17 protein-coding genes are annotated in these 24,191 nt (G+C 37.2%); 9 read left to right on the top strand and 8 right to left on the bottom strand.

Annotation, left to right across the window (positions count from 1 at the left end; all coding sequences use genetic code 11):
- Positions 1 to 134 precede the first annotated feature (134 nt).
- A complete protein-coding gene (locus tag M902_RS15415) occupies positions 135 to 1,715 on the top strand; it encodes a hypothetical protein (RefSeq protein WP_021268139.1) in 1,581 nt (526 codons plus the stop codon).
- A gap of 22 nt (positions 1,716 to 1,737) precedes the next feature.
- Entirely contained in the window at positions 1,738 to 4,011 is a 2,274-nt protein-coding gene (locus M902_RS16260; RefSeq protein ID WP_021268714.1) for an adenylate/guanylate cyclase domain-containing protein, read from the top strand.
- A 50-nt stretch (positions 4,012 to 4,061) separates the two neighbouring features.
- On the opposite strand, the gene M902_RS15405 is transcribed toward M902_RS16260, so the two are convergent.
- The 4 genes from M902_RS15405 to adeD all read right to left on the bottom strand — a co-directional run bounded on the left by M902_RS15405 (position 4,062) and on the right by adeD (position 11,751).
- A complete protein-coding gene (locus M902_RS15405) occupies positions 4,062 to 7,163 on the bottom strand; it encodes a hypothetical protein (protein ID WP_021268604.1) in 3,102 nt (1,033 codons plus the stop codon).
- A gap of 182 nt (positions 7,164 to 7,345) precedes the next feature.
- The gene (locus M902_RS15400; protein ID WP_021267820.1) at positions 7,346 to 9,397 is read right to left on the bottom strand and encodes a thiamine pyrophosphate-dependent enzyme; all 2,052 of its coding nucleotides are present in this window, start codon (positions 9,395 to 9,397) and stop codon (positions 7,346 to 7,348) included.
- A gap of 97 nt (positions 9,398 to 9,494) precedes the next feature.
- Positions 9,495 to 10,001 carry a hypothetical protein gene (locus M902_RS15395; RefSeq protein ID WP_040314915.1) on the bottom strand — a complete coding sequence of 169 codons (507 nt, stop codon included), beginning with the start codon at positions 9,999 to 10,001 and terminating at the stop codon, positions 9,495 to 9,497.
- Complete coding sequence (adeD, locus tag M902_RS15390) at positions 9,988 to 11,751, bottom strand: adenine deaminase (protein ID WP_021268028.1); 1,764 nt, start codon at positions 11,749 to 11,751, stop codon at positions 9,988 to 9,990. Before adeD ends, M902_RS15395 begins: the two co-directional genes overlap by 14 nt.
- A gap of 58 nt (positions 11,752 to 11,809) precedes the next feature.
- On the opposite strand from adeD, the gene fbaA reads away from it, so the two are divergent.
- The 3 genes from fbaA (at position 11,810) to M902_RS15375 (ending at position 14,682) form a co-directional block, all read left to right on the top strand.
- A complete protein-coding gene (fbaA, locus tag M902_RS15385; protein WP_021267939.1) occupies positions 11,810 to 12,835 on the top strand; it encodes a class II fructose-bisphosphate aldolase in 1,026 nt (341 codons plus the stop codon).
- A 94-nt stretch (positions 12,836 to 12,929) separates the two neighbouring features.
- Positions 12,930 to 13,862, top strand: a complete 933-nt coding sequence (locus tag M902_RS15380) for a TIGR01777 family oxidoreductase (protein WP_021268265.1) — start codon at positions 12,930 to 12,932, stop codon at positions 13,860 to 13,862.
- A 49-nt stretch (positions 13,863 to 13,911) separates the two neighbouring features.
- Positions 13,912 to 14,682, top strand: coding sequence for a TSUP family transporter (locus M902_RS15375; protein WP_021268104.1), 771 nt, complete (start codon positions 13,912 to 13,914; stop codon positions 14,680 to 14,682).
- On the opposite strand, the gene M902_RS15370 is transcribed toward M902_RS15375, so the two are convergent.
- From M902_RS15370 to pepN, 3 genes are all read right to left on the bottom strand, one after another.
- Positions 14,669 to 15,181, bottom strand: a complete 513-nt coding sequence (locus tag M902_RS15370) for a hypothetical protein (protein ID WP_021268134.1) — start codon at positions 15,179 to 15,181, stop codon at positions 14,669 to 14,671. The two genes, M902_RS15375 and M902_RS15370, sit on opposite strands and share 14 nt — an antisense overlap.
- A gap of 340 nt (positions 15,182 to 15,521) precedes the next feature.
- Positions 15,522 to 16,307: a nitroreductase family protein gene (locus M902_RS15365; protein WP_021268058.1), complete on the bottom strand. Its 786-nt coding sequence runs from the start codon at positions 16,305 to 16,307 to the stop codon at positions 15,522 to 15,524.
- Between the two features lie 15 nt (positions 16,308 to 16,322).
- Positions 16,323 to 18,938 (bottom strand): aminopeptidase N, encoded by a 2,616-nt coding sequence (gene pepN, locus M902_RS15360; RefSeq protein WP_021268434.1) that lies wholly within the window; start codon positions 18,936 to 18,938, stop codon positions 16,323 to 16,325.
- A 139-nt stretch (positions 18,939 to 19,077) separates the two neighbouring features.
- On the opposite strand from pepN, the gene M902_RS15355 reads away from it, so the two are divergent.
- The gene (locus M902_RS15355; RefSeq protein ID WP_021268749.1) at positions 19,078 to 19,809 is read left to right on the top strand and encodes a PilZ domain-containing protein; all 732 of its coding nucleotides are present in this window, start codon (positions 19,078 to 19,080) and stop codon (positions 19,807 to 19,809) included.
- Here the strand turns inward: M902_RS15355 and M902_RS15350 are convergent.
- Positions 19,775 to 20,728, bottom strand: coding sequence for a hypothetical protein (locus tag M902_RS15350; protein WP_156979914.1), 954 nt, complete (start codon positions 20,726 to 20,728; stop codon positions 19,775 to 19,777). The genes M902_RS15355 and M902_RS15350 overlap by 35 nt on opposite strands.
- Positions 20,729 to 20,850: 122 nt before the next feature.
- Here M902_RS15350 and M902_RS15345 point away from each other — a divergent pair, with 122 nt between their 5' ends.
- Genes M902_RS15345 through M902_RS15335 form a run of 3 tightly spaced genes read left to right on the top strand, consistent with a single transcriptional unit; the run spans position 20,851 to position 24,190 of the window.
- On the top strand, positions 20,851 to 22,059 hold the full coding sequence (locus M902_RS15345; protein ID WP_021268370.1) for a pyridoxal phosphate-dependent aminotransferase family protein: 1,209 nt from the start codon (positions 20,851 to 20,853) through the stop codon (positions 22,057 to 22,059).
- Between the two features lie 23 nt (positions 22,060 to 22,082).
- Positions 22,083 to 23,210 carry a hypothetical protein gene (locus tag M902_RS15340; protein WP_021268469.1) on the top strand — a complete coding sequence of 376 codons (1,128 nt, stop codon included), beginning with the start codon at positions 22,083 to 22,085 and terminating at the stop codon, positions 23,208 to 23,210.
- Positions 23,210 to 24,190, top strand: a complete 981-nt coding sequence (locus M902_RS15335) for an NAD(P)-dependent oxidoreductase (protein WP_021268149.1) — start codon at positions 23,210 to 23,212, stop codon at positions 24,188 to 24,190. Before M902_RS15340 ends, M902_RS15335 begins: the two co-directional genes overlap by 1 nt.
- The last annotated feature ends 1 nt before the right edge of the window (position 24,191 follow it).

Raw genomic sequence — 24,191 nt, 5'->3', positions numbered from 1 at the left:
AAACCGAACTCGGCACTCAAGTATGGCCACAGTTTAAAAGCTCTGTGGCCAAATTTCCCCTATTCAATCATTCGATTTATCAGTAAAATTATTTATAAATACCTAAATTTAAATAAAAAGTTAAAGGACTGACTTTGAAAAAGATATTTATCGCACTGGCATTTGCTAGCATCACCTCTATGGGACTTGCCCAAAGCATGACTCCTGTTTACCGTGCATTTGAAAACTCAGATTACGAGAAAGTTATAGAATTACTGAATTCACCAAATTATAAGAATTTTAAAAGCTCCAAATCCCCGGGAGTAAAGGATTATCTACTTGGTATTTCCTACTCTCGTATTCAAGAGTATATCAAAGCAATTGATGCCTTTAGTTCGGCCATTAAGAAAGGAAGTAAGGCCAATGAGCTTAATTATGAATTGGGCCAAGCCAATTTTGCTATCAACAACCTAGATGATGCAATTGAGAATTTTAAAAAATCTGAAAAAGCGAAATATAAAGTAGAGCAATCAAATTACTATATTGCCTATATATATCAGCTAAAGGAAGAACCGAAGAATGCGAAGGTTTATTTTGGAAAACTCTTAAAAGACAAAAACACTTCAAAAGAGATGAAGCAAATCTCTTACTTTCAAATTGCAAATATGAATTTAGAGATTGCAAGAGAAACGAGTCGCACAAGAGAAATTGTCCAAAAGTATATCCTTCCTGATTATTACAAGGCCATTGATATTGACCCTAATAGTTCAACAGCAGATGATATCGATAATCGAATAAAAGAAATAAAAAAAGAATTTTTCTTAGAAGAAGATAAGCTAATAAATGGCGCCCCCTTACCTAGCGAAAGACTAAGCCTAAGCCTTGAAGAAAAAGTCACATATGATAATAACGTTACTCTTTCAGATGACCTACCGAGCTCAACTGGAACGAATAAGGACTCATTCTTTTCTCAAACTCGCCTTAATATTGAAAAGGCCTTTAACTTTAAGAGAAGATACACCATCACGCCTTCTCTAGAGCTTAAGAACACTATCTATACTGATCGTATTGATTCTGAAATCTACTCTAATGATAGCTATAATATTACACCTGAACTAGATATCGACTTCGCTTATCGATTAAATAAAAAACCTGCTCGCTTATTTGCAAACTTAGTTTATGACTACCAGGCCAAGGATGTGAATGCACAAAAAAGTAAGCAATTTAATTACCGTTCTCAACAATTTGAATTAGGTAGTGAAATGCCTTTTTATGAAGTTGGTAACACGACTTTAACCTTTAAGTATCAAACGTATTCATATTATACAGAAAGTCTTGATAGGTCTTCGATGATAGTTTCTGCTGATCAAATTATTAAGAAGACTTATGGAATATTTGTTCTACTCTATCAGTTTAATAGTAGTGAATATGCAAACTCTCCAAACTTAAACTCGACATCGCACCTACTTCGTGTTGACTATATTATTCCAGGCCTTCTCCCAAATACAAGTTTGAATGCAGGTCTTTCAACAAACTTCATAAGCTATGAAGACGCTACGACAGATGCAAACCGTGGGCTTGAAATGACAACTTCATTCAATTCAAAGCTTACGCGAATTATCAATCGTAACTTTTCATTTGGGGTAGAGTATATTTATACAAACAACAGTTCTGACGAAGATACGAGTAATTACACGGCCCATCAAACGGCCATTGATTTCTCTTATTACTATTAAAAGCTAAAAACTACGGATTACTATGAAAAATATTATTAAATACACAGGACTATTTTTTATCATATTATTTTCATGTGCCAGTGTGTTCTTCTCTCTATACTCAAGAACATACGATCAGAACTTTAAAGACCTTACAGGTTATGCTTCATTTTTTGAAAATCGTTTCTATGATTTAAGAATGATGCAAACAATGGATGAGAACAAACCAAACCCAAAGCTAATTCTTGCCGATATTGATGATGACTCAATTAGAAGACTGGGATCTTGGCCAATTTCTCGTTCTCATTGGGGAACGATGATAAGAAAGCTTCGTGGTTATGGTGCAAAAGTAGTGGCCTTTGATGTTTTCTTTTCAGAGGAGTCCATGACTTGTAATGGTGTTAATCCGGATAATGATTTAATTTCGGCCATTGAATACTTTCAAGAAATACCAAATAATCGGGTCATTATGCCTTACAACTTAGAAGTATATGGTACTGATCACTACCCTGCTATGCCAGATGATTTATACCTCTTTGCCCTTAATACAAAAGTAGGTGGTGTAAAATATAATATGGAACCCACAATTATTTCTAACTCTGTTTATCCCCTCCAAGGAATTATTGATGCTGAGGTATCACTAGGTTTCATTGAGGCCAGAGCTGATAATGATGGCGTTATTAGACACTACAAGGCCCTTGCATTTCCTTATCAAGAAGTTCATGTCCCTTCATACGGGCTAACTTCTTATATGCACTGGATTGGTGAGTTTGATGAAAATGAAAAAGGTGAAAATAAGGATATTTTCAAAACTCAACTCGATCTAAGAACTCAAGGTGGAGTTCCAATCTTAATGACAAAAAAAGGAGATATTGAGCTAAATCTAAAAGGTGAAACAAAAGTTCGTTGGATAGGTGGTGCAGATGCATACACTCGCATTCCTATCTATCAAATCATTGAAAAAGATCCAAATGACCCTGAGTTTAAGAAATTATTCGATGGCTCCCTTGTCTTTGTTGGTGCGACAGCTTTTGGAGCACACGACTTAAGAAATACTCCCGTTGATTCAATGCTACCAGGAGTTCTCTTTCACATGAACTTCGTTCAAATGCTTATTGATGGCCACTTCTTTAAGAAATTCATTGATTCAGCAAAACTATCTTGGGCACTACTTGTTGGATCAGTCATTCTACTTCTCTTAATACAATTAAAAGAAAATCCGATTTTTGACCTCTTTACACTTGTTCTATTAGTTTCAGGTCTTTACTACACCGATACTTACTATTTTATTCCACAGGGTTTTGAAACGAAATTATTCTGGTGCTTCTTTGCCTTAGTCCTATGCTACTCATGGAATACAATTGTAAACTTTTATATGGCCAATCAAGACAAGGCCTTTCTAAAGAGTGCCTTTGGAAGTTATATCTCCCCAGAGCTTATTGACGAAATGTATGAGGCAGGATCAGCACCTACTCTTGGTGGTACCTCAGGAATAAGAACAGCATTTTTTACAGATATCCAAGGTTTCTCAAGCTTCTCGGAAAAGTTATCGGCCACTCAACTAGTTGAACTTTTAAATGAGTATTTAACGGCCATGACAGATATTCTACTTGAAGAAAAAGGTACACTCGACAAGTATGAAGGAGATGCTATTATCGCCTTCTTTGGCGCACCAATGGAACTTAAAGATCATGCCCAACGAGCTTGCATGGTAGCCCACAAGATGCAAGAGGCACTATTAGAGCTTCGAAAAAAATGGGTTTCTGAGGGTGATAAATGGCCAAAGATCGTTCACGATATGAGAATGAGAATTGGTATCAATTCAGGAGACATCGTAACAGGAAATATGGGTTCTGCATCTCGTATGAACTATACAATGATGGGAGACTCTGTAAACCTGGCAGCTCGTCTTGAAGAATCGGCAAAGCAATATGGGATTTTCACTCAAGTGGCAAAGGAAACAGTTGATCTTGCAGGAGAAGAATTCTTATGGCGTGAGCTTGATACTATTCGTGTTGTTGGAAAGTCAATACCAGTAACAAGTTACGACCTATTAGGACTAAAGGCGACAGCACCTGATTATTTAAAAGAGCTTGCAGATAAATTCTCTAAGGCGATTCTTTTATATAAGAACCAGAAATGGGATGAGGCCATTGAGTTATTTAAGCAAACACTAGAGCTTGAATATATGCGCTACCCAGATTTAAAAGGTATCAAAACAAATCCATCAGAAATCTATATTAAGCGTTGTGTAGATTATAAGGAACTTCCTCCTCCACCAGAGTGGGATGGTGTTTATACATTAACAAGTAAGTAAAAATAAATAAAGGCCTGCAACTAAGCAGGCCTTTATTTATTGAGTCAATATTACTGATATTCATATTCTACAACTAGAGAGAGGCTTGTTAACTTTACATCTTTTCCAGTTTTATTAATAAATTCAACTTTATACTGCCCTAATAGCGAGGCCCTATTAAATACATCAAGCCCCTCTATATCGATATCAGCAATTGCACCAAATGAACTAAAGTTGACCTTAGAAGGAGCAATATCTGCTTGTCTTCCACTTATAATATCAATTGAAGCTCCCCACTTGTGCTCAACTGGTGAAGTTAATTCAAATAAGTTTTCATTTGATCTAATAAAGTGTGAGTCTCCATGAGTTACAAGAACTTCAATCATATTAATTCCACTTCTATCAACATATGCATCATAATCTGCAACAACTTTAATATTCTTAACTTTTAATCCTTTTTCATTATTTAAGATATCTTGATACTTAAACATGTCAATATAGAGATCATTTCCAGTATTTAATCGATCAATTTCTGCTTTATTGAGATGTAGGATAAAGTCTTTTTCATATTTTAAGTTGTTCTTTTCAAGCCTTTTAACAATACGATATGCTACATGCCTAAAGTTATCTTCAAACATAGCAATATAGTTTGAAATATCATGATCTAAATCACGCTCGTCTCTTAGTCTAAGATCAATATCCATTCTATTTAAAATCTGATCTAGGGACTCATAAAAATTATACTCATTTGCCTCCCCTAAATAAGTATACTGAATAGAATTATAAAGGTCATAATTATATGACAATAGTCGGTTCACAGCATTATCAACAATAGAATCGAAGTCAGTTGTTAGAATATATTTTTCATTCAAAAGAAGATTTTGTTTAGCGTAAGATATTCTTGCAATCTGATCAAAACTATCTTGAATTCCAAGAACAGTACTAAGAATAGTCGTTTGGATTGCTGAGAGCGCATCAACTGCTTCTTTTCTCTTACTTACAAGTTTAGATAACTTATTTGTTAGTATCTTAAACATAGCATCACTATTTTTAAGACGAGCAATTTCCTTTTCAACAGCATTTCTCGGAAAACTAATTCTCTTATAAGAATTAATTTCTTTAGTAAGAGATTTTACGATTGGAGAGACAACTTCTTCGACATCATTAAGGTATCTATCATATACCTCATCTCTTTCTTTAGCATTCTTTGCATCTTCAAGATCATCCCTAAGAGAACTATATTTAATTTTTGAAAAGCCTTCGTTCCAATTCTTCGACGACTTATCCAAGTCAATCTTTTTCACACTCTTATATAGTTTTCTAAATCCACTAATTTTATCCCTAAAATTTCCATCATGTGAAACTTGCATAAAGGAAGCAAGAGATTGAGTAGCGATACCAATAGCAGGCTGACCAATTGGAATAACGCTACCTACAGCAGCAACAGAGCTTAAAACTTTAAATAACTTAGCCTTTTTTTCCTTTGCAATAATATTTCTTTGGGCCTGTTTTCTAATTTCGGCCTCGACATTAGCAAGTTCGGCTTTAAACTCATCCTCGTAATGATTTAATTCCGCAACGACTTTATTTGCTTTAGAGATATCACGATTAAGTAGCGTTAATGTAAAATTATCATTTGAAGCCTTTGTATATAACTCATCTTGAGTCACACCCATTAGATTTAATTTGTCTTCAAGAGAAAATTTATTCAGAGAATTCATCTTTGAAAGAAAGATTAGTTTAAGTGAACTTTCGATATCTTTACGATACAGTTTCGAGTTTGTTTCTAAAGAAAAAAGTGGCAGCTGATTTATTGTTTCACCAAAAAAATTAAGGTTTGAGCTTAATTTTTGAAATTGAGTTCTAACTTTAAGGCATTTTAAATTAGCGAGAGAATCTAGAACAGATGAATTTTGACAGAGTTCTTCAAGGTTAGAAAAATGAGAATAGGCTTTTTTGAAATGATTTCCAATAAAAAGGTCATTTCCATATTTAAGAGATTGTTCTAAAAATTCTCCAGAAAGCCATGTCTTATATTCCATTGATAGGATTTCACCAGTTTCCCCTACTTCATTGATGGCCACAGGTGACTTTACATCCCTCCCTGCTACAAAATCTTTTCTCGTATTACTCTTAAGTTTATTATGAACATATAAGTGCTGAAAAGCTGGACTTGGTGATCCCGCTCTACCGCCCCTATATTTACCAGCAGGCTTTCCAGTTTGCCCACCTCTGTTTTTAATAAGTTCTTCAGAAATATCAATTGTAGAAATAAGATCTCCACCTCGTCCACCTTCTCCAGGTTTTCCACCTGCTTTCGCATCACCACCATTAGTTGGCCAAACCTTAGTTCCACTTGAACTTTGTTTTTTATATACTGACCCAAATGTAGAAGGTCCTGCTTGAGATGGCGATGATCGCATAAGAGGAATATTGATTCCTTTTTCAAGATAAATTACACCGTTACCAAGATCATCAACTTTAAGGCCATCAACACCATCTTGTCCAACCCCCGCGGCCTGACCTCTTCCACCTATCAAAATAAATGGTTTTATATAGCTCTTTTCATATTCAAACTCTTCGATATTTAAATAAATAGAGCCTGCGCTGGCCCCGTGCTGGCCATCACCAAACTGAGGAGCACTATCCGTCACAAAACTAGGAGTTGTTATTATGCTACTTAGATTATTGAATTTTAACTTTTTTGCATTAATAACGACATTTGTTGAAGGTAAATCTAAACTCATATCGACAACAACTTCTTGAGCATTAAGTTCGAGAGACTTAAGATCATAAGAATTTTGTAACAGTTTACCAATTCGAGAATCACGGGTGATGACTAGCTTAATTCCAGAAATCTTTATATGGCGAAGGCCTTTTTCAAAGTTTCTGTGATTCAGTCTTGTCTCATTTCCGTTGCGACGAATTGAGATATTGATATATTTTTCATTCGTTATGTCATCAACATTTGTACGACGAACAAATAATTCACTTGTATTCATATTATAAGTGAATGGTGAAGTTTGAGTAAGGGACTCTGAATAATTATTACTTACTTGCTCAGTTGTGTCTTTTTTAGTTCCCTTTATAACTTGTGAAGCTACTTCTGCTCCTCCTTGGCCACCACAAGAAACAAGTAATGAATAAATTGTTAAAGCAAAAATCTTTTTCATATATATCTCCATGTCAAAAGTTCTGATATTTTGTGATGTGGCTTTTTCTAATAGATATGGAGAATTTTGAATTTTATCCCAGAATGAGATGGTGAAATTTCATTATTGAAATAGAAGGTATGTATTTCTTACAAAAAAGGCCTGCATAGTGCAGGCCTTTCCTCTATAAATTTAAAAAGTAATTAATAATTAAGAACTTTAAGAGCAGCTTCTACAACACGCTCAGTGTTAGGAAGAACAGCTTTTTCAAGGATTCTGTTGAAACCAACAGGAGTGAAAGTCGAACCAACACGTTGAACTGGAGCATCTAGAAGCTCAAATCCTTTATCATTGATCATGGCAGCTACTTCACCACCGAATCCACCAAATACCTTATCTTCGTGAACAACTAGTGCTCTATTTGTTTTCTTAATTGAAGCAAGAACACCTTCTTCATCCAGAGGAGCAATTGATCTTAGGTCAACAACCTCTACACTATAACCTTGTGCCGCAAGCTTTTCAGCTGCTTCAAGTGAGTGGTGAACAGTATTTCCGTAAGTAATGATAGAAAGATCAGTTCCTTCTCTTCTTACACGACACTTACCAAATGGTACCTCAAAATCCTCTGGTACAACAGTCATTGCTTGTTTAGCGTTGTATAGCGATTTTGGCTCTAAGTATAGAGTTGGCCCTTCACTTCTCATTGCCGTTCTTAGAAGACCAGCAGCATCGTCAGCGAAAGCTGGGCATACAATACGTACACCAGGGATACCAGCAAGGTTACCTTCAAGGTTTTGAGAGTGGTAAAGACCTCCACCAATATATCCACCAGAAGCAAGTCTGATTAGGATATTTGGAGCGAATGCACCATTTGATCTCCAGTAATCGTGAGAACACTCTACGTATTGCTCCATTGCTGGCCAGAAGTAGTCAGCGAATTCTGCACCTTCAACAACAACTCTGATGTCTTTATTGAAACGTGAAAAACCATTTGCCGTACCAAGGATATAGTCTTCAGCGATTGGACCGTTAAATACACGATCTTTTCCGAATTCTTGTTGCATACCTTTAGAAACGTTAAAGATACCACCCTTGTCTTTATTGGCCATATCTTGTCCCCAAATGAAAGTATTTGGGTTATGTCTGAATTCTTTCTTAAGTTGTCCATTGATTGCATCGATGAATTTCATCTCTTCACCAGACTCGTTGTGAGTCCCATCAACATACTTCTCCGGCTTATGTGGCTCAGGAAGTACGAAGTCAAAGATTGACTCAGGAGTTGGATTTGGAGCTTTCATCGCTTTCTTGTGAGCTTCTAGAAGCTCAGCTTTAGCAACTGCATCCATTTCATCAAGCTCTGCTTCAGTGAAGATCTTATTCTTAACAAGATCTTTTCTAAACGCTACCAATGGGTCCTGTGCTGCCGCTTCTGCTCTTTCTTCTTCTGAACGATAAAGCTCATGCTTATCAGAGTTAGAGTGAGAGTGAATACGTACACAACGAGCGTGAACGATTACAGGCTCTTGTTGAGTTGCCGCAATCTCTCTAGCTGTTGCCATAGCATTCATTGAATCAAAGATATCTTTACCATCACAATGAATGATGTGAAGGTTTAGGAAACCTGTGAAGTTATCAGCAACGTACTCGTTAGCTGTTTGATCACATTTAGGAACAGAAATTCCGTAACCATTATCTTGGAATACGAATACAACTGGAAGTTTCTCACGAGAAGCTCCGTTAATTGCTTCATAACAGTAACCTTCAGAAACTGAAGACTCACCTTGTGAAGAGTAAACAACACCATCGTGCTTATAACGATTAAATGCTCTAGCAGTCCCTACAGCGTGTAGCGTGTGGTTACCAGTACAAGAAGATACGTTATGAATATTCCACTCCGGCTTTGCAAAGTGGTTAGACATGTGACGTCCGCCAGAAGCAAGGTCAGTTGCTTTAGAGATACCATTTAATAGGATCTCTTCTGCAGAAAGTCCCGCTGAGAATGCCGTTAACATATCACGGTAGTATGGAAATAAGTGATCCTTTCCAAGTTCGAAAGTTTGACCGATTGCTAGTTGGATTCCATCGTGTCCAGCATATGGAGCGTGGTAAGACCAACCAATTGCTTGCTTAAGATAGTTTGGCGCACGATCATCTAACATACGTCCAAGGCTCAGTAGTTCATACCACTGCTTAAGTGTTGCTTTATCTGTGTTTTTCCAAGTGTACTTTTTCTTAGGCTTAAGAACAGTTGCCATTATCAACCTCGTATTTTCATCTAGTTATAAATCTTAAGTGAAACGGAATTTAACCATAATTTAACGGAATTGGAAAGAAATAGTGGCGCTGTCGTAACTAAAGACAATACTTTTTATGACCAGTTGCGCAAGCGTAGTCTTGGTATTTTTTTGAAAGTACAGGGGATTCAGACTTAATCAACTTCCCAAGCTTTCCACACGCCAGCATATCTCCACCGCGACCTTGCCGACAGGCCCTATTTAATAGGCTTTTGTAATCGCTTAGCGATAATAATTTTTTTTTGATCTGGCTTAACTCATAGCATGAAGAAGCATCATCGATGGCGCATAGGTGTTCAATATACTTTAACTCTAGCTGTTTTTTATTGTCTAACTTGGCAAGTTTTCTGCCGTCAAGACACCCCTGAAGTTGACGTCCACGAGAAAAATTGTCACTAAAACATATCTTATCCGCATCGTTTCTCAGCTTATCTTGTTCTACTTGAACGACTCTTTTTTGCAATATCTCCATTATTGGGTTTAAGAATATAACTGCGACTCCCACTATGATTGTAAGAAATAACCAACCAGGAATTAATTCCCAAATTTTATTAAGCTTCTTCACATTTTAGATCAATAAATTCGAATTTTGTCACATCCACAAGTCCCATATCTGTAATCTTAAGGGTAGGGATTACAGGAAGAGCTAAGAATGCCATCTGAATGAAAGGCTCACTTACGGCCACTTCAATTTCTTTACAGGCAGCTTTTAACTGAATGATTCCTTCATTGATTGTCTCAGCAGATTCTAGGCTCAAAAGACCAGCAATCGGAAGAGACAGAGAAGCTGTTACTCTCCCCTTATCAACAACACAGAAACCACCTGCATTTTCAATGACCTCATTTGCGGCAGTTGCGATATCCTGTGGAGTTTTTCCGATGACAACAATATTGTGAGAATCGTGAGCAACACTCGAAGCAATCGCACCACGAGTAAGGCCCATCCCTTTAACAAGACCTAGGCTAGGCTTTCTATTTTGGCCGTATCTTTCAATAACAGTGATATATGAAATATCGTCTTGTTCAAAATCTTCACCATCAAACTTTACTTTAAGGTGATTTGTGATGATTTCATCTTTTACAATTTCCATCACATTATAAGTCCCAACGCTCAGATCATAATTAAAATCAGTTGGTGCTAAGAAATTTCTCTTGATTGTATTTTCTTTTGGAGGTCGAGACTCATCTAGTTTCTCAGAAACTTTTGATGGAAGATCTAATTCACTTACAAGCTTTCCTTTCTTGAAAACTTCTTTCACATCAACATCTTCAAGCTTTCCAACAAGCACGATATCAGCTTGTTTACCTGGGGCGATTAACCCTAACTTCTTTAGACCAAAGTGCTTGGCCGCTGAGAAGCTTGAAAGCCTATAGGCGATGTGGGCTGGAGTCCCTAGCTCATTGATCATTTTTCTAATCATATAATTAATATGACCTTCATTAAAAATTTCATATGGGTTTCTATCGTCTGTACATAAGAGGCACTGACAAGAATTAAATTCATTAACAACAGGAGCAAGAGTCTTTAAATTCTTAGCAACAGAGCCTTCACGAATGATAAGTCCCATTCCCTTTTGAAGTTTCTCCTTTGCTTCATCTGCAAAAATTGTCTCGTGACAATTTTGAATTCCTGCCGCGATATAAGCATTTAACTGCTTTCCACGAAGCATTGGTGAGTGGCCATCAAGATTAAGCTCTGCAAATTCTTCAACTTTTTCAAGAACTCCTTCTACACCATTTATGACGCCTGGAAAATTCATCATTTCAGCAAGCCCAAGAACACGTGGGTGTTCTTTATATTTCTTCATGTCGATAATATCGAATTGCCCGCCATTTGTTTCAAAACCAGGAAGGGCCGGGATACAAGAGCTCACCTGAACAAAGAGATTTTGATCCATAAGCTCACTACATCTTAGAAACCAAGAAAAACCTCGGTCTCCCATAACATTTGTAATCTCATGCGGGTCACAAATGGCCGTAGTTGTCCCAAGAGGTAGAGTCAGTCTTTCAAACTCAAATGGATGCATCATTGAAGATTCAATATGTAAGTGACCGTCGATGAAGCCCGGTACAGCAGTTGCCCCCTGCGCATCGTAAATACGTTTAGCAGGTTGTTCATCGTATTCTTTTCCAATTCCTGCAATGGTTTTACCTGAAATGGCAATTGAGCTCTCAACAACTTCCCCGTTAACAAGGTCGAGAATCTTTACATTCTTAATAAGTAAATCAATCTCACCATCACCGCGAGCCGTTTTCAAAACTTCTCTTAGTTCCTCAGGTGATAATTTTTGTGTTTCCTTATTTGCAAGTGACATCTTTGACCTCTATAATATTGTGGAATCTTAATCTTACTATAACTAAAAGGAGCACTGGATGCCAATAGCTACTTATGAACAATACTGCGATATGTTAGACAGCGCAAAGAAAGGTGGATATGCTTATCCGGCCATTAACGTAACTTCTACTTCAACAGCAAATGCTGCCATTAAGGCCTTCGCTGATATGAAGTCTGATGGAATTATCCAAGTTTCAACTGGTGGTGGTTCATTTGCTTCAGGACAGGCCCTAAAGGATGAAGTCTTAGGAGCAATCTCACTTGCTCAACACGTTCACCTTGTAGCAGCTAAGTATGATATTCTTATTGCGCTTCACACAGACCACTGTCATCCTGAAAAAGTTGATAGCTTCCTTATTCCTCTAATTGAAGAAACTGAGAAGAGACGTGCTGCTGGCCAGCCTAACCTTTTCCACTCACATATGTTTGATGGTTCAGTTTTACCGACGAAAGAAAATATTGAAATGAGCAAAAAGCTTTTAGAAAGATGTGCTAAGAGTGAAATTATTCTTGAGATTGAAACTGGTGTTGTTGGTGGTGAAGAAGATGGTGTTAATAATGAAGATACACCAGCAGATAAACTATATACAACTCCAGAGGAAATGGTTGAAGTAACAAAAGCACTTCGCCCTCTTGGAAAATTCATGTACGCAGCAACTTTTGGTAATGTTCATGGAGTCTATAAGCCAGGTAACGTTAAACTTCGTCCACAAGTACTAAAAGACGGACAAGCGGCCGTAACAGCAGAGCTTGGAGCCGACGCTGAAAATTGGCTTGTATTCCATGGCGGTTCTGGTAGTGAGCTATCAGAAATTCACGAAACACTTGGATACGGTGTTGTGAAAATGAATATCGATACTGATACTCAATATGCTTACTCTCGCCCAGTGGTTGACCACATGTTCAAGCACTACGATGAAATGCTAAAAATCGAAGGCGAAGTTGGAAATAAGAAGCAATACGACCCAAGAGCTTGGATGAAGAAAGCGGAAGCCGCAATGACTGAACGTATTGCACAAGCTTGTCGTGACCTTAAGTCTGATGGGAAATCGATCAATCTTTAATTAAACTATTCTAAAGAGTGGGTATTACGAAATTCGTGATACCTACTCATACTTCGCATATAAATTCTTCACATTTCATCCATATACTAAAAACATGAAAGTATTAATTAGTGGTGGTTCAGGCTTTATTGGAACAAATATAACGCAATCTTTGCTTGATCACGGCCACGAGGAAGTACGTATTCTCACTCGTAATACAGCTAATAAACAAGGCAATGAGCAAGTCAAGTACTTCAAGTGGGATGTAGAAAATGGTGAAATGGATATGGCCGCTCTAATGGGCGTGGACGCCGTTATTAACCTTGCGGGAGAGAATATCGCAGACTCTCGTTGGAGCGAAGAAAAAAAAGATAAAATATATAATTCTCGAATAAATGCAACCAACTTACTACACGATAAATTAAAACAGCTTAAAACAAGAGGGCTTCCTCTTCCCAAAAAGTTTGTTAGTACTTCTGCCATTGGTATTTATGGTGACCGCTCAGATGAAGAACTTACAAGTGATAGTAGTATAAGTAGCGACTTCTTGGCAGAAGTGTGCCAACACTGGGAATCAAGTGCTCTAAGAATTCAAAATTTAGATGTTGATGTGAAGATTATTCGTGTCGGGATAGTGCTCTCAAGTGAAGGCGGTGCACTGGCAAAAATGCTTCCTGCCTTTAACCTTGGACTTGCAGGACGCATTGGTGATGGACATCAATACATGAGCTGGATTCACATTAGAGACCTCTGTGATCTCTACCGCTTTCTTATTGAACACGATACCGAAAAACAAATCATCAATGGAGTTGCTCCTAACCCAATTGAAAATATTGATTTCACACAAACTCTAGGAAGAGTTCTTCATCGCCCAACACTTATTCCATTACCTGAATTTGCAGCAAAAACAATTTTTGGTGAGATGTCTCAAATTATGCTAGGAAGCCAGAAAGTCTCTTGTGAAGAGACTAAAGCATGTGGATTTGAATACTCATTCAATTTTCTTGAGGCCGCCCTTAGAGATACTTTAAAAAACCATAGCGAATAAAATTTATCCTCCACTATCTTTCTATCTCAAAAAGAGTCATAATCAACTTATGGAAGATTTCACATTAGTTCAAGCGGTTACAATATTCATACTCATTACATTTGCAGGTTTTATTGACTCCATGGCCGGAGGTGGCGGATTAATTACAATTCCTACATATATTGCAACGGGAGTTCCAGCTCACCTACTTCTTGGAACAAATAAGTGTGTTTCTTGTATCTCTAAATCTCTTTCAATTATTCGCTATATAAAACGCGGCAAGATTGACTTTAAATTTATCCTGCCACCAACGATCGCGACATTTAGCGCTTCATTAATTGGTGCTCAACTTAGTACAATTCTTGAATCAAAGCATATGGTCTATATTCTTATTCTCATCATTCCAATAATTTTCTTTATGAATCACCTAAAGAAGAAAAGAGAATTAGTGGATCACGCACCTCTTGAAAAAATACAAGTTCTCTTTCGCTCAGTTCTTATTGGGCTTGTTATTGGTGGATACGATGGTTTCTTCGGTCCAGGAACGGGAACATTTCTTATCATCTCAATGATGTTCTTTCTGCATTTTGATATTCTTGATGCCTCACCTCATGCGGCATTTATGAATTACGTGAGTAATATTGCCGCCTTTATTACATTCCTAATAAAGGGTGCCATCATGTGGAAGATTGTTGCGATTGCGCTACCTGCGGGACTTCTCGGAAATTATCTTGGATCGAATCAGGTTATCAATGGGAATAAGGCCACAGTCACAACAGCATTTAATGTTGTTCTTGTGGGCCTTTTATTTAAGTCTATTTACGATATTAGTACGATGTAGGACAAGAAACTTTCTTAAGCTTGAAAGTAAACGAGCGATTGATACGTCGAGCATATGACTTAAGTTCAACACTGCCCTCAAAGTATAGACCAACTTTTTCAACTAATAGTTTTAAACGATGATCGACTTTTTCATACATCTCTTTTTGAGATCGGTACATATAAATATCTTCGTCGACTTCATAGCTCAGGGTATTTTCGTCCCACTTATATTCACCTAGGTTTTGGAAAAGAATTATTGGTGAATATGAGTAGTAAACATCATCTCTAACACCTGTAAAGAAATTGAAAACATTTATTGGCTCTACGAGATTTGTCTCTACATTCTTATATGTTCGAGAGAAGCTATAATCTTCATATGTCGAAAGATTTCTCTCGTAATCTGGCCCATGAGGAACCGACTGCTGATTATGTTCAATTGTTTCAAAACACCCGTAAAGGTCCTGTGGTGTTATAGCAAATAGATTTGCAGTTATAAGTAAACTTAGTATGTACTTCATGAGGGAATCCTTTTCGTAATTAATTCTAAGTTACTATTTTAAGTGACAATTAAATTATGAGCAAATGATGAAAACTTACATTAGCATTTTAAATTAAGAATTAATTATAATCCATACGCTGCTCATTCGTTATGGCATCATATGGAAATGCAGGATAAGGCCACTTACAACTTGATATCGATAATCTTCGCTACTGTTAATTGGGTGCATTCATGGATAAGAATCAAGTATCACTAAAGTTTAATTTAGTTCATTCAACAACTGATCTCAAAACTCATTTAATTCTAGTATTGAGACAAAGCTGACTCCAAGTAATTAGGTATAAAGTAAAAAGAGCTTCTTAGTGTTTAATTATAAAGTCTTCTTTTGGAAAACGAAACTGAGGGCCATACACGCCCTTAGCAGATCTCTTTCCAACTCCAAGAATCATTGTTACGTGATCCTTACATCCAAGCCCTAAGAGCTTCTTAACTCTCTTAGCATCAAAGCCTTCCATAGGAAGAGTGTCATAACCCTGAGCACGAATAGAGAGCATAATATTTTCACATGCAAGAGCGGTTGTCTTATGGGCCCAAGTTCTTAAATCAGATGGAAACATAGGTTCACGAAAGATCACTTGGAAGAGGCCAATAGTATTATAGAAGGCCCACTTTAGAGGAGAAAAAATTCCAAATGGACCCATATAACCATAGGCCATCGGAGCGATTTTACTATAATAGGCTTTTACGGCATTTGGTACTTCAATACCATCTTTCTTTGAAGTGGCCTCTAGGGAAGCAAGCATGCGTTGGCAATTATTCTTCCAAGTTCCAGTCTTTGCCACACAAACAATTAAGTGCTTTGCAGTCTTTGCGCCATTTTGGCCAAAACACATTTTAGAAAGAGCACTTCTTTTATCCTCAGACCTTACCCAATGAAACTCCCATGGCTGAAGATTTGAAGAATTAGGAGCTAAAAGTCCGTGTTCGATTGCTTTTTGGACAACTTCTTCTGGTACTTCCTCATCTCCAAAGACACGAACAGAACGACGTGAAGTGATAACCTTTTCAAACTCTACAAAATCAATTTCCGGAGCAACTTCCGTATAATTTAATTCAAGCTCTTCTGTAAAAATATTATCACTCACGCCAGTCTCCGTATTTTATGAATCTAATGTTTTAGAAAGTTTTTCAAAAACGTTCTTTGACGTCTTCTCGTCGTTTACAATTGCCTCTAGCTCAACACGAGCAATTTCTTTTAAGTCTGGCGGCATCTTACGATAGTCATTGAATGCACCAGCAAGTCTTGATCCAGACTGAGGATTAATTGCGTCAACCTTTCTAATCATTTCAGCGATGAACTTAAGGCCACGTCCACTTTCGTGATTAAACTGAACTTTATTGCGTGCAAAAGTTCCAATTAGTGAAGACACAAGATTAGGAACATTCATATCAAAGACTTCATCTTTCATAAGCTCCCCAACACGATCAAAAGTAGAATCATCACATGAACTTGCTTGAACACTTAGCCACTTTTGCATAACAAGAGTTTGATCTTTAAAACGTTCGTAGAATTCTTTAAGAGACTCATCAGCACCAGGAAGCATTTCATGTACCATAACTGATAGAGAGTTCATCATATCTGTCATATTTGTCGCAGACTTATAGCACTTGCGAGCAAGTTCTTTATGGCCATCAATTTTTGCAAGACAACTAAGGGTAAAGCCTCTAAGTCTTCTCTCTCCCATTGCCTTTGCATCAACTTTAAAATCTCTTTCAGTGCTTAGATCATTATAAATTGTGACAAGCTCTTGTTCAAAAGTACTTGCAAGAAGTTTATATAGCTGCTCTTTTACTTCATCAATTGCACGGTAATTTGGAATATCAATAGTTGAAGCAACATCCGTCATCGATGGAAGTCCAAGACATACTGCCTTAAACTCTTCATCAATATTTTGATCCTTAAGGATAGCTCCCCAGGCCTGAACAAACTTATCGTCAATTTGGAAATTCTCATCTTTAAGAAGTGCGTGGATATTTTTAAGGGCCAGAGTTTGTCCAGCTTCATAGCGATTAAAGTCATCATTATCATTGGCCATTAGGAAAATGAAATCATTGTCAGTTAGGTCTGATCGTAGAACAACTGGAGCACTAAAGTTTCTATTTAGTGAAGCAACAGGTCTCTCTGAAACACCTTCAAAAACAAAAATTTCTGAATCAGCTTTGATATGTAAAAGTCCTCTATCAAGATCAGTTTGATCGTCTCTATTTTTAAGAGTAAGCTTCATATCAGCACCTTTGCTATCAAGAAGTCCGATAACAAATGGCATATGGAATGGCTCTTTTGTTGGCTGTCCAGGTGTAGCAGGAGTCGATTGGTTTACTGTTAAAGTAAACTCTTTAGCTGCTTCGTCATAGCTAGTTGTTACATCAAGAACAGGAGTCCCTGCTTGATCGTACCATCTTCTAAATTGTGAAAAGTCATAATTGTCGTTTGCAACACTCATTGCATTTGTGAAGTCTGCTGTTGTTACGGCCTGACCATCATAAAGCTCAAAGTACTTATCCATACCACGTTGAAAACCTTCCTCTCCTAGAAGAGTGTGATACATACGAATAACTTCAGAGCCTTTTTCATAAATTGTCATTGTATAGAAGTTATTCATTTCAATATACGACTTTGGTTGAATTGGGTGTGACTGAGGCCCTGCATCTTCTGGAAATTGAGCCGCTCTAAGGTTAATAACGTCATTGATACGACACACTGATCTTGAGTTTAAGTCCGCAGAGAACTCTTGATCTCTAAATACCGTAAGACCTTCTTTAAGAGTAAGTTGAAACCAGTCGCGACAAGTAACACGGTTTCCTGTCCAGTTGTGAAAGTACTCGTGTCCTACTACAGATTCAATACCGAAGAAGTTATGATCTTCTGCTGTCTCTTTTGAAGCCAGGACATAAGCAGAGTTAAAGATATTTAAACCTTTGTTTTCCATGGCCCCCATATTAAATGAGTCAACTGCTACGATCATGTAGATATCAAGATCATACTCAAGTCTAAATCTGTCTTCATCCCATTTCATTGACTTCTTAAGAGACTCCATTGCGTGGTGAGACTTATCTTCGTTTCCTTTATCAACAAATACCTGAAGCTTAACATCGCGTCCTGACTTCGTTGTAAATGTATCTTCGATTAGTGCAAGATCCCCTGCCACTAGAGCATAAAGGTATGCAGGTTTTGCAAATGGATCATTCCAAATGGCAAAATGCTTTCCATCATCAAGCTCACCTTTTTCAATTAGGTTTCCGTTTGAAAGTAGGAATGGGTAGTCTTTCTTATCTGCAACAATCTTCGTTGTAAAAATACTTAAGTTATCTGGGCGATCGATAAAGTAAGTAATTCTTCTAAAACCTTCTGGCTCGTTTTGCGTACAAAACATTCCACCTGATTTATATAAACCATCAAGTGCAGTGTTGGCCTTTGGATTAATTTCATTGTGAATTTCTAAAGTAAACTTTTCTGTTGGAAGAGCTGAAAGAGTTAGAATCTCTTTTTCCTCGTTGAAGATTTTAAACTCTTCACCGTTAACTTTAACAGACTTCAGAATTAACTCTTCACCATTAAGTTCAAGAGTTTGGCCATTTACCGGCACGACTTCCATCTTTGAATATACTTGAGTTTTTGTATCGTCTAAGTGAAATTCTAATTCCACAGTTTCGATTTTGTGAGTTGGCGCTTTATAGTCCGCCAAATACTTGACCACAGGAGTTTCGCTTTTCATATATACCTCGTTATTTCCTATAATTTTGAGTATTTATTTGTAGAATTTGCCACAATTTGAACTGAATGAAAACTTTGATTAGAATATATTTAATATTAAACACTTAAATTAATTTAGATATTATTAAAGTGAGAACTTGATGGATGCGAATAAGAAATTTTATTTCTCAGAAATACCCTTTGAAGAGAAGATAAGTTTTTTAAAAAGGGCCCTAAGCGATGGATTAATCATTGAAATCTGGCGTAAGGGACAAGAAAAAGATAAAGTGGAAAGCTTCAAAATTAAGTCATTTAATGAAAATGATCTCGAATTCACTCTTGATTTTGACGCAAGCCTCATTGCGAAACTCGCCGGTTCAAAAAACAAGGATAGCGAAGTTCTTCTAAAAATTAAGTTTAAATCAGTTATTTTGTTTTCAAGTTCATTCTTAAGCTTTCTTCCAGCAGAAGAAGTCTATAAGTTAAAAGTTGACCGTCCAGTCTACAAGAGTCAGCAAAGGTCTAACTACCGTTTACATGCAAATGCTTACATCCCTATTCAGATAAAAATCGAAGATAATGTCTTTGATTGCAACGATATTTCAGCTGGTGGTATCAGCTTTAATTGTCCAAAAGATTTCGTTGATAAATTCAAGAAAGAATCAATCTTTGATAATGCAACCGTAAGACTTGCATCAAAAAGATTTGAAATACCTCAAGCTAAAGTTGCAGCTACTTGGCCTATTGAAAATAATGAAGAGACACCAATGGGTATTGGTATTGCATTTATGAATATGGATAAGGAAGTTGAAGAAGATCTCGTTCTTTCAATTAATTCAGAGGCCCGCGGTGAAGAGCTTAGGAAGCAGGCGGCAATGAAGAAAGGCACTTAGAGTCTACATTCTCTTTAAGCTTTAATTCCTTAAAATAAGTATTAAGCTCGTCTTGCTTAAGAATATCTTTTAGCACCCTCTCATTCCCCTGCGAGAAGTGATCCTTAAAAGCTAGAATCGTTTTAAGCTTTGGACAGCCAATAGGCATACTAAGAAGAAAAGCACTAATGTCTTCATCTTTCACATTCTTATTTAAAAACCGTTTGTAATTACGATCATGCCATCCTTCTTGGTAGCGGGCGAGATAAACAGAGACACCGGACTTGTGAGAGTCTATCTTAAAGAAGTTCCTTGCAACAAAATCCTTAAGGACTTCATGGTTTGGAATCGCACTGATTAACGCTCCAAGATCTTTATATTCAATTTTTTCTCCATTCTTCTCAAGTAAATGAATATACATTCTTAAGTCACCAGATTTTTCAAACCAAGGTCTAGGGAGTTTAATGGCCATTAAGTAAAAAGACTTCTTGGCCTTAAGCGACTGTGAAGAATTGGCCAGCTTTAAAAACTTATGTCGTGAGCCTTGAAAATAATCATAGCATTTATAATGATGACAATTGGCCATGGCGATGAAGTATAGCTCAATTTGCTCAGGGGACAAATCGGCTTGTTCTAATGACAAATAAGAGCATCCTCCTACAGAAATAAGCTTTCCACAGATGTAGTATATATAATCTGCGTAGTGTAGCTGATATTTTTGAAAGCTCTCTTTTGAAAGATTTAAAATACTTACAAGGGATTGTCGATATTCAATAGGCCCATTTAAAGAGCTTAAAATTTCTTTTCGTCCACAGAGTGAATTTAAATCACATGGAGGCTCCCAGTCAGAAACTTCGACTTGAGTTGTTTCATCCTGATTAGTCCTGCTCTGACACGAGACACCAATAGTTAATAGAATGAATATGATGCATGTTTTCAAAGTGAATAATTTAAATACCATAGCTACTGTCACTGTGCGCATAATTTGTTGACTTGTCAATGTATACTGGCTAAATTCAAACCTACCTCTATTATTAATACTAATCGAATGAGATGTGAAATATGGCCCTTAAATTCTCTAGCGCAGCTGACCGTCTAATGGACAAAGCAGCAATGCTAAAGTCAAAAGATCTTTACCCTTTTTTCCGCCAAATTGGTGATTCAGAAGGAACAATAGTTAAAATTGATGGAAAAGATCAAATCATGATCGGCTCAAATAACTACCTAGGCCTTACACATCACCCACATGTAAAAGAAGCGGCCATCAAGGCCATCGAAAAATATGGAACAGGATGTACAGGCTCGCGTTTCCTAAATGGTAACTTAACCATACACGAAGAACTTGAAGAGAAGCTTGCTCGCTATTTAGGACATGAGAAGGCCCTTATTTTCTCTACAGGTATGCAAACAAACCTTGGTGCTCTTTCAGCAGTATGTGGGCCAAGAGACTGTATGCTCTTTGATTCAGAAAATCATGCATCTATCATTGATGCTTCTCGCTTAGCAATGGGAACGACTTTCAAATATCGTCACAATGATATGGAGTCCCTCGAAGAACAGCTAGAAGCAAATATTGACCGCTTTCAAAAAGTTATTATCGTAGCTGACGGTGTCTTCTCGATGACTGGTGATATTGCAAACCTTCCGGAAATGGTTAGGCTTGCCGAAAAATATGGTGCTTATATTTACGTAGACGATGCCCACGGTATCGGTGTTATGGGAGATAAGGGCGCTGGAACAATGAACCACTTTGGAGTAACAGATAAGGTTCATTTGAATATGGGAACTTTCTCGAAGTCATTCGCATCGATTGGTGGTGTACTTTCAGGTGATGCTGAAACTATCAACTATGTGAAGCACCTAGCAAGATCATTTATGTTCTCAGCTTCAATGGCGCCTTCTGCAGTTGCAACAGTGTCGGCCTGTATTGACGTGATCAACTCTGATGACACAATCCATGAGCGTCTTTGGGATAATGTTAAATTTATGAGAAACGGTTTTCAAGAAATTGGTTTCTATACTTATAATTCTCAAACTCCAATTATCCCTATTTTCATAGGTGATGATGTTAAATCAATGCTTGTGACAAAATTCCTAAGTGAAAATGGTGTTTTCGCAACTCCAGTTGTGCCACCAGCAGTACCTAAAGGTGAAGCGTTAATTAGAACTAGCTATATGGCCACTCATAACAAGAGTGAATTATCAAAAGTTCTAGAAGTATTTGCAAGAGCGAAGAAAGAGTTTGATATCCCTTCAACAATGGGACAATAGTTAAATTTTAAGGAGATAAATCTATGGCCATTTATATCGAGAAAGTTGATATTTTAAACGATAAAAAGGCCCGCAAAAGATTTATAGATGTCCAATTTAATGTCTACAAAGAAGATAAATATTGGGTTCCACAACTTCGTATGGAACTCAATAAGCTCTTTAGTCAAAAACATCCATTCTATCAAACTGCACAATGTGCTTTCTATATTGCAATTAAAGATGGAAAAGATGTTGGCCGAATCATGGCCATCAATAATCACAACTATAATCAATTCCACCATACGCAAGAAGGCCATTGGGGCTTTTTTGAGGCCATCGAAGATATTGAAGTTTTTAAAGCACTCTTTAATTCGGCAATGGAATGGACCAAGTCATTAGGCCTAAAAAAGTTTGTAGGGCCATTTAACCCTTCGACAAACTATGAGTGTGGAACACTGATTAAGGGACATAGCGAGATACCTGTACTTATGATGATGTACAATTATGAGTACTATCACCAATACTTAAATGAGCTTGGCTTCACAAAAGCAAAGGATCTTTTGGCGTATCATATGAAAAGTGACTTCGAGATGCCAGAGGTGATCAAGAAAGTAGCACTTAGGGCCGAAGAGAAGGCCAATATTACTTATCGAACAGTTTCAAAGAAGAACTGGACGAAAGAAATTGATTTAATGTACAGCATCTATAACGATGCGTGGGAGCAGAACTGGGGCTTTGTTCCAATGACAAAAGATGAGTTCTATGCCATGGCCGCAGATCTAAAAACTGTTGCAGATGAAAAACTGATTCTCTTTGCTTTAGTTAATGGAGAAGTGGCCGGTTTTATTGTTTGTCTCCCCGACTTCAATCAAGTGCTACACAAAATTCCAGATGGAAAGCTATTTCCAAAAGGAATCTTTCAAGTCCTTCGCGCGCCAAAACTTATCGACGGTGTTCGCGTCATTACAATGGGTGTGAAAAAGAAGTACCGTTTATATGGACTTGAATCAATTCTGTATTACAGATGCCATGAGAATATTAAGCAATATAAAAAATATAAGAATGTAGAGATGAGTTGGATATTAGAAGATAATCTTAATATGAATAAACCACTCATTCGCATGAACGCGGTTCCATATCGCACATATCGAATTTTTCAAAAAGAGTTATAATGAAAGTTTTAGTTACTGGTGCAACAGGTTTTGTCGGCTCACATCTATGTGAAAAGTTAACTCAACAAGGTCATGAGGTTTTTGCCCTTGTAAGAAGTCCTCAAAAGGCAGAGAGACTAGAACTACCTGGTGAATATATCAAAGGCAACCTTGAAGAAGAATCAATTAAATCTTGGGTAAAGAGACTTCCACAAGATATCGACTGTATAATCCATACGGCCGGTGTTGTATCTGCAAAACATTCACTTACCTTTGCAAAAACTAATCATCTCGCAACTGAAATTTTAATTAAGGCCTTAAAAGATAAATATGAAAATCTTCACTTTATGCTTATCTCTTCTCAAGCTGCCGCTGGCCCTTCTGCACAACTAATAGACGAAAGCATCGATTGTTTACCAGTCTCTGCCTATGGCCACTCTAAGCTGGCCGCCGAAAACGCTGTTAACAAGCTTTCACCAAAGAGTTGGAATACGACAATAATTCGTCCACCTATGGTTATCGGCCCTCGTGACAGTGCTGTTCTTGATGTCTTTAAAATGGTAAAAGGTCGAATTGTTACTGGCCCTGGACTTAATTTTAAAAAGAAGAAATATAGCGTCGTTAATGTCTTTGATCTAGTGGATGCGATTATACTTTGTGCCTCGCAAACAAAGACAGAAGTTTATAAAGAAACATACTTTGTGACATCTATTGATGAAGTAACGTTTGAAGAGCTAATCAATGAAATTTCAGCTGCACTTGGTATTAAGAAGGTCATGTTTATGGCCCTACCTATTTGGTTTCTAAGGATTGTAGCAGGGATTATCTATACTCTTCCAATTCACTTACCTCTTACAGGGGATAAGATTAATGAACTAGAACAAGACGCCTGGCTTTGTAGCAACTCAAAGATTAAGGGCCTAGGCTTTATTCCAAATTACAACTTGAAGGATACCATTGAAATGACAGCTAAGGATTACCAAGAGCGCAATTGGCTCTAAT

It is taken from the genome of Bacteriovorax sp. BAL6_X, assembly GCF_000443995.1.
GTDB lineage: Bacteria > Bdellovibrionota > Bacteriovoracia > Bacteriovoracales > Bacteriovoracaceae > Halobacteriovorax_A.
The sequence above is the reverse complement of the archived record's forward strand: the minus strand, read 5'-3'. Positions and strand labels throughout refer to the sequence as shown.

Excerpts from the sequence above, each read along its gene's own strand:
- M902_RS16260 (WP_021268714.1), top strand. The coding sequence starts at position 1,738 with ATGAAAAATATTATTAAATACACAGGACTATTTTTTATCATATTATTT.
- M902_RS15340 (WP_021268469.1), top strand. The coding sequence starts at position 22,083 with ATGGCCATTTATATCGAGAAAGTTGATATTTTAAACGATAAAAAGGCC.
- M902_RS15375 (WP_021268104.1), top strand. The coding sequence starts at position 13,912 with ATGGAAGATTTCACATTAGTTCAAGCGGTTACAATATTCATACTCATT.
- M902_RS15405 (WP_021268604.1), bottom strand. The coding sequence starts at position 7,163 with ATGAAAAAGATTTTTGCTTTAACAATTTATTCATTACTTGTTTCTTGT.
- adeD (WP_021268028.1), bottom strand. The coding sequence starts at position 11,751 with ATGTCACTTGCAAATAAGGAAACACAAAAATTATCACCTGAGGAACTA.
- pepN (WP_021268434.1), bottom strand. The coding sequence starts at position 18,938 with ATGAAAAGCGAAACTCCTGTGGTCAAGTATTTGGCGGACTATAAAGCG.
- M902_RS15400 (WP_021267820.1), bottom strand. The coding sequence starts at position 9,397 with ATGGCAACTGTTCTTAAGCCTAAGAAAAAGTACACTTGGAAAAACACA.
- M902_RS15355 (WP_021268749.1), top strand. The coding sequence starts at position 19,078 with ATGGATGCGAATAAGAAATTTTATTTCTCAGAAATACCCTTTGAAGAG.
- M902_RS15370 (WP_021268134.1), bottom strand. The coding sequence starts at position 15,181 with ATGAAGTACATACTAAGTTTACTTATAACTGCAAATCTATTTGCTATA.
- fbaA (WP_021267939.1), top strand. The coding sequence starts at position 11,810 with ATGCCAATAGCTACTTATGAACAATACTGCGATATGTTAGACAGCGCA.
- M902_RS15380 (WP_021268265.1), top strand. The coding sequence starts at position 12,930 with ATGAAAGTATTAATTAGTGGTGGTTCAGGCTTTATTGGAACAAATATA.
- M902_RS15335 (WP_021268149.1), top strand. The coding sequence starts at position 23,210 with ATGAAAGTTTTAGTTACTGGTGCAACAGGTTTTGTCGGCTCACATCTA.
- M902_RS15345 (WP_021268370.1), top strand. The coding sequence starts at position 20,851 with ATGGCCCTTAAATTCTCTAGCGCAGCTGACCGTCTAATGGACAAAGCA.